Origin of the sequence: Pseudonocardia aurantiaca (genome assembly GCF_039526725.1) — a bacterium.
Classification (GTDB): domain Bacteria; phylum Actinomycetota; class Actinomycetes; order Mycobacteriales; family Pseudonocardiaceae; genus Pseudonocardia; species Pseudonocardia aurantiaca.
This window is the reverse complement of record NZ_BAAAJG010000025.1, coordinates 445030-453982: the sequence shown is the minus strand read 5'-3', so window position 1 is coordinate 453982 and position 8953 is coordinate 445030. Positions and strand designations below refer to the sequence as shown.

Annotated in this window: 10 protein-coding genes; 4 read left to right on the top strand and 6 right to left on the bottom strand. The window is 72.8% G+C overall.

The genetic code is table 11. The features are described from left to right. The coding region (locus ABD143_RS30935; RefSeq protein ID WP_425563751.1) for a MerR family transcriptional regulator at positions 1 to 347 on the bottom strand (347 nt) is incomplete at its 3' end. A gap of 133 nt (positions 348 to 480) precedes the next feature. Here ABD143_RS30935 and ABD143_RS30930 point away from each other — a divergent pair. Further along, a complete protein-coding gene (locus ABD143_RS30930) occupies positions 481 to 759 on the top strand; it encodes a WhiB family transcriptional regulator (protein WP_343984990.1) in 279 nt (92 codons plus the stop codon). A gap of 74 nt (positions 760 to 833) precedes the next feature. Here the strand turns inward: ABD143_RS30930 and groL are convergent, their stop codons facing one another. After that, positions 834 to 2456, bottom strand: coding sequence for a chaperonin GroEL (gene groL, locus ABD143_RS30925; RefSeq protein ID WP_343984988.1), 1623 nt, complete (start codon positions 2454 to 2456; stop codon positions 834 to 836). A gap of 95 nt (positions 2457 to 2551) precedes the next feature. Beyond that, positions 2552 to 2842: a co-chaperone GroES gene (groES, locus tag ABD143_RS30920; RefSeq protein WP_343984986.1), complete on the bottom strand. Its 291-nt coding sequence runs from the start codon at positions 2840 to 2842 to the stop codon at positions 2552 to 2554. A gap of 228 nt (positions 2843 to 3070) precedes the next feature. Between groES and ABD143_RS30915 the strand changes: the two genes are divergently transcribed. The 3 genes from ABD143_RS30915 to ABD143_RS30905 all read left to right on the top strand — a co-directional run bounded on the left by ABD143_RS30915 (position 3071) and on the right by ABD143_RS30905 (position 6607). Beyond that, positions 3071 to 3958: a DUF8017 domain-containing protein gene (locus ABD143_RS30915; RefSeq protein WP_343984984.1), complete on the top strand. Its 888-nt coding sequence runs from the start codon at positions 3071 to 3073 to the stop codon at positions 3956 to 3958. Between the two features lie 86 nt (positions 3959 to 4044). Next, the gene (locus ABD143_RS30910; RefSeq protein WP_343984982.1) at positions 4045 to 5649 is read left to right on the top strand and encodes an alkaline phosphatase D family protein; all 1605 of its coding nucleotides are present in this window, start codon (positions 4045 to 4047) and stop codon (positions 5647 to 5649) included. 28 nt (positions 5650 to 5677) lie between these two features. Next, positions 5678 to 6607 (top strand): aldo/keto reductase, encoded by a 930-nt coding sequence (locus ABD143_RS30905; protein WP_343984980.1) that lies wholly within the window; start codon positions 5678 to 5680, stop codon positions 6605 to 6607. A 29-nt stretch (positions 6608 to 6636) separates the two neighbouring features. Here the strand turns inward: ABD143_RS30905 and tsaD are convergent, their stop codons facing one another. The 3 genes from tsaD to tsaB are packed head-to-tail and all read right to left on the bottom strand — an operon-like array spanning position 6637 to position 8809. Then, the gene (tsaD, locus tag ABD143_RS30900) at positions 6637 to 7677 is read right to left on the bottom strand and encodes a tRNA (adenosine(37)-N6)-threonylcarbamoyltransferase complex transferase subunit TsaD (protein ID WP_343984978.1); all 1041 of its coding nucleotides are present in this window, start codon (positions 7675 to 7677) and stop codon (positions 6637 to 6639) included. Next, on the bottom strand, positions 7674 to 8141 hold the full coding sequence (rimI, locus tag ABD143_RS30895) for a ribosomal protein S18-alanine N-acetyltransferase (RefSeq protein WP_343984976.1): 468 nt from the start codon (positions 8139 to 8141) through the stop codon (positions 7674 to 7676). Before rimI ends, tsaD begins: the two co-directional genes overlap by 4 nt. Next, positions 8138 to 8809, bottom strand: coding sequence for a tRNA (adenosine(37)-N6)-threonylcarbamoyltransferase complex dimerization subunit type 1 TsaB (gene tsaB, locus ABD143_RS30890; RefSeq protein ID WP_343984974.1), 672 nt, complete (start codon positions 8807 to 8809; stop codon positions 8138 to 8140). Before tsaB ends, rimI begins: the two co-directional genes overlap by 4 nt. Positions 8810 to 8953: the final 144 nt, after the last annotated feature.

Sequence of the window (8953 nt, the reverse complement as noted above, 5' to 3'; positions counted from 1 at the left end):
GGCGGAGCCGGGGTCCGGGTCGGGGCCTGGGTCCGGGGCGGGGCCGGGGCCGGGGCCGGCGTCGGGGCGGACGCGCCGGCGGCCAGCGCCCACCGCGCAGCGTCCGCGGGTGCGACACCGCGCACCAGCGCGCGTTGCATGAGCTCCAGCCGCGCGAGGTCGGCGGCGGAGTAGCGCCGGTGCCGGCCGGGGGTGTGCTCGTTCGGACCGATCCCGTACCGCCGGTCCCACGTGCGCAGCGTCGAGGGCGCGACACCGAGCCGGCGCGCGGCCGCGGCCACCGTCAGCCAGGGCTCGGCGGTGTCCGGGTGCTCGTGCGTGGCAGCGGCGGGAGCCGGCTCGGGCATCGGGTCATCGTGGTGGCCGGGCCGGGGACCGGGCAAGTCGCCACGGCAATCATTTGAACAAGGTTTGGCGCGGTTCTACTCTGGGCACAAGTGCACCGTCGAGAACGAGCACGCGAGCGGGCAGGTGGTTGGTGTGGCGGACACGCGGAGGCTTCCGGTCCCGGTGACCGAGATCTGGGATTGGCAGGTGCACGGCGCGTGCCGCGGCATGGACAGCGCCTTCTTCTTCCACCCTGAGAACGAGCGCGGCTCGTCCAAGGTGAACCGGGAGGCGCGGGCCAAGGAGGTCTGCGGCCGCTGCCCGGTGATCGAGCCATGCCGCCGGCACGCGCTGAGCGTCCAGGAGCCCTACGGCGTGTGGGGCGGGCTCTCGGAGGCCGAGCGCGACGAGATCGTCCGCGGCAGGCACTGAACCCGGGAAGAACCCCGGGAACGCAGAAGCGGACCGTCCCCGAGGGGGCGGCCCGCTTCGGCGTAGGGCGTCGGTCAGTGCCCGTGGCCGTGACCGTGGCCGCCCGCGGGGGCCGGAGCGGGCCGCTCCGGCTTGTCGACGACCGAGCTCTCGGTGGTGAGCACCATCCGCGCGATCGACGCGGCGTTCACCACGGCGGAGCGGGTGACCTTGACCGGGTCGATGACGCCGTCGGCCAGCAGATCGCCGAAGGTGAGGGTGGCGGCGTTGAAGCCGTGGCCCCACTCCTGCTCGGCAACCCGCGCGACCACGACCGCGCCCTCCAGACCACCGTTGGCGGCGATCCAGAAGAGCGGGGCGGTGAGCGCGCGGCGCACGACTGCGACGCCGGTGGCCTCGTCACCCTTCAGGCCGATGCCGTCCTCCAGCGCCTTGGCGGCGTGGATGAGCGCGGAACCGCCGCCGGGGACGATGCCCTCCTCGACCGCGGCACGCGTGGCCGAGACGGCGTCCTCGATGCGGTGCTTGCGCTCCTTGAGGGCGGTCTCGGTGGCAGCGCCCACCTTGATGACCGCGACACCGCCGGAGAGCTTGGCCAGCCGCTCCTGCAGCTTCTCGCGGTCCCAGTCGGAGTCGGAGGACTCGACCTCGGCCTTGAGCTGCGCGATGCGCGCCTCGATGGCCTCCTTCGAGCCCCCGCCCTCGACGAGGGTGGTGGTGTCCTTGGTGATCACGGCGCGGCGCACCCGGCCGAGCAGGTCCAGCCCGGCGTCGGACAGCTTGAGGCCGATCTCCGGGTTGATCACCGTGCCGCCCGTGGCGACCGCGAGGTCGTCCATGAACGCCTTGCGCCGGTCGCCGAAGAACGGGGACTTGACCGCTGCGACCCTGATGGTCTTGCGGATCGAGTTGACGACCAGCGTGGACAGGGCCTCGCCCTCGACGTCCTCGGCGATGATCAGGAGCGGCTTGCCCTCGCCGAGCACCTTCTCCAGGAGCGGGAGCAGGTCGGCGATGGCGCTGATCTTCTCGCGGTGCAGCAGGACGTAGGCGTCCTCCAGCACGGCTTCCATCGACTCCGCGTCGGTGACGAAGTACGGCGAGAGGTAGCCCTTGTCGAACTGGAGACCCTCGGTGATCTCCAGCTCGGTGGCGAGCGTCGAGCCCTCCTCGACCGTGATGACGCCGTCCTTGCCGACCGTGCGCAGCGCCTGGGCGATCAGCTGGCCGATCTCCTCCTCACGGGAGGCGATGGTGCCGACCTGCGCGATGTGCTCCTTGTCGTCGACCGGGACGGCCTTCTCCTTGAGCACCTCGGCGACCTTCTCGGCCGCGGCCGAGATGCCCTTGCCGAGCGCCGTGGGGTTGGCGCCTGCCGCGACGTTGCGCAGCCCGGCGGCGACCATGGCCTGTGCGAGCACGGTGGCGGTGGTGGTGCCGTCACCCGCGACGTCGTTGGTCTTCGTGGCGACCGTCTTCGCGAGCTGGGCGCCCAGGTTCTCGAAGGGGTCCTCGAGGTCGATCTCCCGCGCGATGGTCACGCCGTCGTTGGTGACGGTCGGCCCACCGAACTTCTTGTCCAGCACAACGTGCCGGCCACGCGGGCCGAGGGTCACCTTGACCGCGTCGGCCAGCTGGTTCACCCCGCGCTCCAGCGCCCTGCGCGCCGTCTCGTCGAAGCTGATCTGCTTCGGCATGTCCTGCCTCTCGTTCTACGTGAACATGCCGCCGCCCCGGTGGCCGCTCGGTCGAGGGACCACCGGGGCGGCGGTGTGGAGAACTGCGGGATGCGTCAGTTGACGATCGCGAGCACGTCGCGAGCGGAGAGGATCAGGTACTCCTCGCCGTCGTACTTGACCTCGGTGCCGCCGTACTTCGAGTAGATGACGACATCGCCGACGCTGACGTCAACCGGGATCCGCGTGCCCTGCTCGGTGTAGCGGCCGGGGCCCACCGCGAGGACCTTGCCCTCCTGGGGCTTCTCCTTGGCCGTGTCCGGGATGACGATGCCGGACGCGGTGGTGGTCTCCGCCTCGCTGGCCTGGACGACGATCTTGTCCTCGAGCGGCTTGATGTTCGCCACTTGATGACCTCCCCTTCCTGGGGTACGTGCACTCGTCTGATGGGGTTCTGTTCGACAGCTCGCGGGCGTCCCGTCGTCGCGGGTGCCGGAACGTCCGGGCCGTGCGTTTGGCACTCTACCCATGAGAGTGCCAACCTCTCAACGAGGTCACTCACCTCGGTGTAGTGCCGGGAGCAGTAGCGACGAGTCCCCTTTTGACGCACCCGGCGGTCGCCCCGCGTGGAGGCAATGGGCTCGCCACCGGTCACGCCTGGCCCGCGGCCCGGTGGCCTCGGCCGGTCGGGCGCCTGGTTCGCGGGGATCGCCGCGTTCCTCGTCGTCGCCCTGATCGCCGTCGGCGTCGTGCTGGTTTCGGGCGGGCCCGCACCGGCCGGGCCGGTCGCCCAGCCCGCCGTCTCGCCGATCCCTGGTCCGCCTACTTCGGCACGGCCGCCGGACTCGGCGCTGCCCTCATCGGCGCCGCCGTTCCCGTCGCCGAGCGCGCCTACGCCGGCACTGATCCCCAGCTCGCTGCCCGGCTGGCCGGCCGCGGTCTCCACGACCCGCAACGCCGGTTACGACGTCCCACCCACGTGGGAGCTGAAGTCGCCGACGCTCATCCGCGGCTTCATGGACGCGGCAGGCGAGCGGGTCGTGATGAGCGGCGTCGCGATGTACGAGGCCGCCGCTCCATCCCCGTGTCCAGGATTCGACGAGCGATACGTCCTCGCCTGGTCGGGGGTCACGGGCGCACCGACGGACGACACGGCGGCCGCGGCCGCAGGGGTGGCCACCCTCTGGAGCGGCGCTTTCGACGACATCGACGTCCCCGGCGCCCCGCAGGTGGTGCTCTCACCTTCGACGGATGTCGCGGCCGTGGGCGGGCGCGGCAGCCACGTCGTCGCGGAGATCGCGATGCCCGCCGGCAGCTGCGGTTCGCCGCGAAAGGCCGTGCACGCGGTCGCGGTGCCGTCGGGCGCTCCCGGCGAGTCGGTTGTCCTGGTGCTCCTCGCCGAACGCGACGTCCCCGGCGCGGTCACCGACGCCGAGGTCGGCCTGATCGCGTCCACGCTGCGCCCCGCCGGGCTGGAGGAGCGCTGCGACCCCACGAGGGACGTGCTCGGGTCATGGTGCTGACGGGCACGGGCTCCCGTCGACGGCAGTTCACCGTGCCGAGCTACTGGCGCCATCTTTCGCTCGATCGGGTGATCAACGCTTCCGCCGTGACCACAGACGCTCTACCCGCCACCTCCGAACACTCCCGTCGCAGCGTGCTGCGAGCCGGTATCGCCGCCTCAGCTGTGCTCGCCGTGCCCGGCACGATCGTCGGGCTCGCGGGCTCGGCATCCGCCGCCCCGGCGGCATTGCAGAGCAACCCGTTCACCCTCGGCGTCGCCTCGGGCGAGCCCGCCCCCGACGGCATGGTCCTGTGGACGCGCCTGGCCACCGACCCGGTCGCCGAGGACGGGCTCGGCGGACTGGGCCAACGGACCACGGACGTGGACTGGGAGCTCGCGACCGACGAGCAGTTCCGCGACGTCGTCCGCCGCGGCACCGAGCGCACGGGGCCCGAGCTGGGCCACAGCGTCCACGTCGAGCTGGCCGGGCTGAAGCCCGGGCGGGAGTACTTCTACCGCTTCCGGACGGGTGGAGAGCTCTCGCCGACGGGGCGGACCCGCACCGCGCCGGCCGGGTCGGCGATGGCGCCGCTCTCCATGTGCTTCGTCTCGTGTGCGCAGTACGAGCACGGCTACTTCACCGCGTACGCCCGGCTGGCCGAGGACGAGCCGGACCTGGTGCTGCACCTGGGCGACTACTTCTACGAGTACAAGGCACGCGACTACGTCGCTCCTGGCGGGAACGTGCGCGACCACGTCGGCCCGGAGACCGAGACGCTCGCGAACTACCGGCAGCGCCACGCCCAGTACAAGACCGACGCCGACCTGCAGGCTGCGCACGCCGTCGCGCCTTGGCTCGTGGTGTTCGACGACCACGAGGTGGACAACAACTGGGCCGACGAGGTCTACGAGCACCCGGAGATCCCGCAGCCCAACTTCCGCGCCCGCCGCGAGGCAGCGCTGCGGGCCTACTGGGAGAACATGCCGCTGCGGGCGGCCCAGCGGCCCAAGGGCATCGACATGCAGCTCTACCGGCGCGTCGGATGGGGCGGCATGGCGAACTTCCACATGCTCGACACCCGCCAGTACCGCAGCGACCAGCCCTGCGGCGACCGGTTCAACTCCGACTGCTCCGAGCGCACCGATCCGGCGGCCTCGCTCCCCGGCTCGGCCCAGGAGCAGTGGATCGCCGACGGTTTCCGCCGCTCGCGCGCCCGCTGGGACGTGCTCGGCCAGCAGGTGTTCTTCTCGCAGGTCGACTTCACCCCTGGCCCCGGCCGCGGCTTCAACCCGGACGCGTGGGACGGCACCCCGGGGTCCCGGGACCGCGTCGTCGACTCCTGGGTGGCGGCGAAGGGGCGCAACCTCGTCGTGCTCACCGGCGACGTGCACGCGGCCTGGGCGGCCGACATCAAGACCCGCTTCGATGACCCAGCGGCCCCTGTCATCGGCACGGAGCTGGTTTCCACGTCGATCACCTCCGGCGGTGACGGCTCGGAGACCCGGCCCGAGACCGCGGGGATCCTCGCCGACAACCCGCACGTCCGCTTCTACAACAACCGCCGCGGCTACGTGCGCACCCGCTTCAGCCCCACGGAGCTGACCGCCGAATTTCGCGCAGTGCCGTACGTGAAGCAGCCGGGCGCCCCGGTCGAGACGAAAGCGACATTCGTCGTGGAGGACCGCAAGGCGGGGCTTAACCCCGGCTGACCTGCGGCTGCGGACGTAGAGTTGGGGTATGGCGAAGATCGGTTCGAGCGACCTCGACGTGTCCCGGCTCTGCCTGGGCGGCAACGTGTTCGGCTGGACGGCGGACGAGCGCACCTCGTTCGCCGTCCTCGACGCGTTCGTGGTCGCGGGCGGCAACTTCATCGACACGGCCGACTCCTACATGTGGCGCGCGCCCGGAAACTCCGGCGGCGAGTCCGAGACGATCATCGGCAGGTGGATGGCCAGCCGCGGCAACCGCGACTCAGTCGTGATCGCCACGAAGGTCGGCTCGTGGCCACAGCGCCCGGGGCTCTCCCGCGCCAACATCGTCGCCGCCGCGGAGGACTCGCTGCGGCGGCTGCAGACCGACCGCATCGACCTCTACTTCTCCCACACCGACGATGCCGGCACGGCACAGGAGGAGACGGCCGCCGCTTTCGACGAGCTGGTGCGGGCGGGCAAGGTCCGCACGATCGGCGCGTCCAACTTCACCCCCGAGCGGCTGCGCTCGGCCCTGGAGATCTCCGCGCGCGAGGGGCTCGCGTCGTATGTCGCGCTGCAGCCGCACTACAACCTCCTCGAACGCGACTTCGAGTCCGCGTTCGCCCCGCTGCTCGAGAGCCAGGGCCTCGCGTGCCTGCCATACTTCGGGCTTGCCAAGGGCTTCCTGACCGGCAAGTACCGCCCTGACACGGAGGTCGACAGCGCGCGGGCCGAAGGCGCGATGGCCTACATGGACGACCGAGGCCTGCGGGTGCTCGCGGCCCTCGACGAGATCGCGGCCGCCCGCGAGGTGCCGGTGGCGGCCGTCGCGCTGGCCTGGCTGGCCGACCAGCCGACCGTGGCGGCCCCGATCGCGAGCGCCCGCACCCCGGAGCAGCTGACCGATCTGCTGCCGGTGCTGGACCTGACCCTCACGAAGACGGAGCTGGCGAAACTGACGAAGGCGAGCGCCTGAGCCTGAGGGCCGGCCCCGAACTGCCGGGGTCAGCCGACCAGGACCTCCGTCACCGGCAGGCTCGAGTCCGCCGGGAGGTCCGGTGGGCTCGGCTTCGCGCCCGCCGCCACCAGGTGCGCGCCCAGTGCCGCGACCATCGCGCCGTTGTCCGTGCAGAGGCCGGGCCGGGGGACGCGCAGGGCGATGCCTGCGGCGTCGCAGCGCTCCTGCGCCAGCACGCGCAGCCGGGAGTTGGCCGCGACCCCGCCCCCGAGCAGGAGCGTGTCCATGCCGTGGTCGCGGGCCGCCCGCACCGCCTTCGCGGTGAGCACGTCGACCACGGCCTCCTGGAAGCTCGCGGCGACGTCGGCGACCGGAACCGGGGTGCCCGCCCGCTCCAAGGCCTCGACGTGCCGGGCCACCGCCGTCTTCAGGCCGGAGAACGAGAAGTCGAAGGGTGCGTCACGCGGGCCGGTGAGCCCGCGCGGGAACGCAACGGCCGCCGGGTCACCCTCCCGGGCCACGCGGTCGACGTGCGGCCCGCCGGGGAACGGCAGCCCGAGCAGCCGCGCGACCTTGTCGAACGCCTCGCCCGCCGCGTCGTCGATGGTGGCGCCGACCGGGGTGACCGGCCCTGCGAGGTCGGGCACGTCGAGCAGGCTGGAGTGCCCGCCGGAGACGAGCAGCGCGAGGCACGGCGGCAGCGGCCCGTGCTGCAGCGTGTCTACGGCGACGTGCGCGGCCAGGTGGTTGACCCCGTACAGCGGCACGTCCCAGGCGGCGGCGTACGCCTTCGCCGCCGAGACCCCGACGAGCAGCGCGCCGGTGAGCCCCGGCCCCGCGGTCACTGCGACCGCGTCCACGTCCCGGCCGGTCACGCCGGCCGTCGCGAGCGCGCGGCGCACGGCGGGGACCATCGCCTGCAGGTGCGCCCGCGACGCCACCTCCGGCACCACCCCGCCGAAGCGGGCGTGCTCGTCGACCGAGGAGGCCACCTCGTTGGCCAGCAGCACCGTGCTGCCGTCCGGCTCGTGGCGGACGACCCCGATGCCGGTCTCGTCGCACGAGGTCTCGAAACCCAGGACGATCATGCTCTCGGCTCCCGCCGCATCGTGTGGGCGTCGGCGCCGCTGGGCTGGTAGTACCGTTTGCGCAGCCCGACCACTGTGAAGCCCTCGTCCTCGTACAGAGTGCGGGCGGCGGCGTTGTCGGTACGTACCTCGAGGAACACCGTGGCCCCCGCCGCGTCGGCCACCACGAGCAGCCCGCGCAGCAGCTCGCGCCCGATGCCGCGGCGCTGGTAGGCCGGGTCCACGCCGATCGTATGGATCTCCGCCTCGGCGTGCGGCGGCCCCGCGACGAACGCGATGCCCGCGTAGCCGACGAGCGTGTTGCGGTCGCGGGCCGCGAGGTAGTGGTGGCCCATGCGCAGCTCCTCGCGGAACGCGCGCTCGCTCCACGGGTGCTCGCCGGGGAAGAGCAGCTTCTCCAGCTCGGCGCAGCGCGCCGCGTCCGACTCCTGCAGCGCGTCGATCTCGAACGTCGCGGGGGTCACGCAGTCACCCGCTTCCGCTCGCCCGGTGGGGCGGCGTCGGGCCTGCGCAGGTAGAGCGGCTCGAGCGGGCCCGGCTCGGCACCGGAGCGGAGCACCTCCGCCGCCACCGCGACGAGCCCGGCGGGCGAGGGCGACTGCTGCGGGAGCACCGGGAGCCCGACCGACCCGGCCAGGTCACCGGCACTCGCCACGGCCCCCAGCCCGGCGCCGCGTTCGGCGGCCACGGCGGGCGATGACACGTGCGGCCCCTCGGTGCGCCGGCCGGTGGCGTCGTAGGCTGCCCAGTACACCTCACGCCGCCGCGCGTCGGTGACCACGAGCAGCGGCCCGGCGAGCGGCTCGGCGGCGGCGCAGACCGCGATCGCATCGAGCGAGCACACGCCGTACACCGGCAGGCCCAGTCCGTCGCCCAACGCGGCGGCGGTGACCATGCCGACCCGGAGCCCGGTGAACGGACCCGGCCCGGCGCCGACGACCACGGCGTCGAGGTCGCGCAGCGTCACCCCGGCGTCGGCGCAGGCGCCCTGGACGCCGGGCATCAACAGCTCGGCGTGCTTGCGGGCGTCACGTTCCACGCGGGCCGACCGCAGCGCCACATCGGCGCCCGTCAGCTCCACGACACCCGCTGTCACAGCGGGCGTCGCGGTGTCAAGGGCCAGCACGAGCACGCTGTTGAGCGTACGAGCGCGGGCCGGGCCGGTGCCGCGAGGGTCACCAGGCGGCGAGCAGCTCCGGAAGGTCGGCGAATCGCTGGACCACCGCGTCGGGGTGCACGTCCACCCGCATTGCTGCACGGCAGGAATGGGCCAGTG

Excerpts from the sequence above, each read along its gene's own strand:
- ABD143_RS30905 (WP_343984980.1), top strand. The coding sequence starts at position 5,678 with ATGGCGAAGATCGGTTCGAGCGACCTCGACGTGTCCCGGCTCTGCCTG.
- tsaD (WP_343984978.1), bottom strand. The coding sequence starts at position 7,677 with ATGATCGTCCTGGGTTTCGAGACCTCGTGCGACGAGACCGGCATCGGG.
- ABD143_RS30915 (WP_343984984.1), top strand. The coding sequence starts at position 3,071 with ATGGGCTCGCCACCGGTCACGCCTGGCCCGCGGCCCGGTGGCCTCGGC.
- groL (WP_343984988.1), bottom strand. The coding sequence starts at position 2,456 with ATGCCGAAGCAGATCAGCTTCGACGAGACGGCGCGCAGGGCGCTGGAG.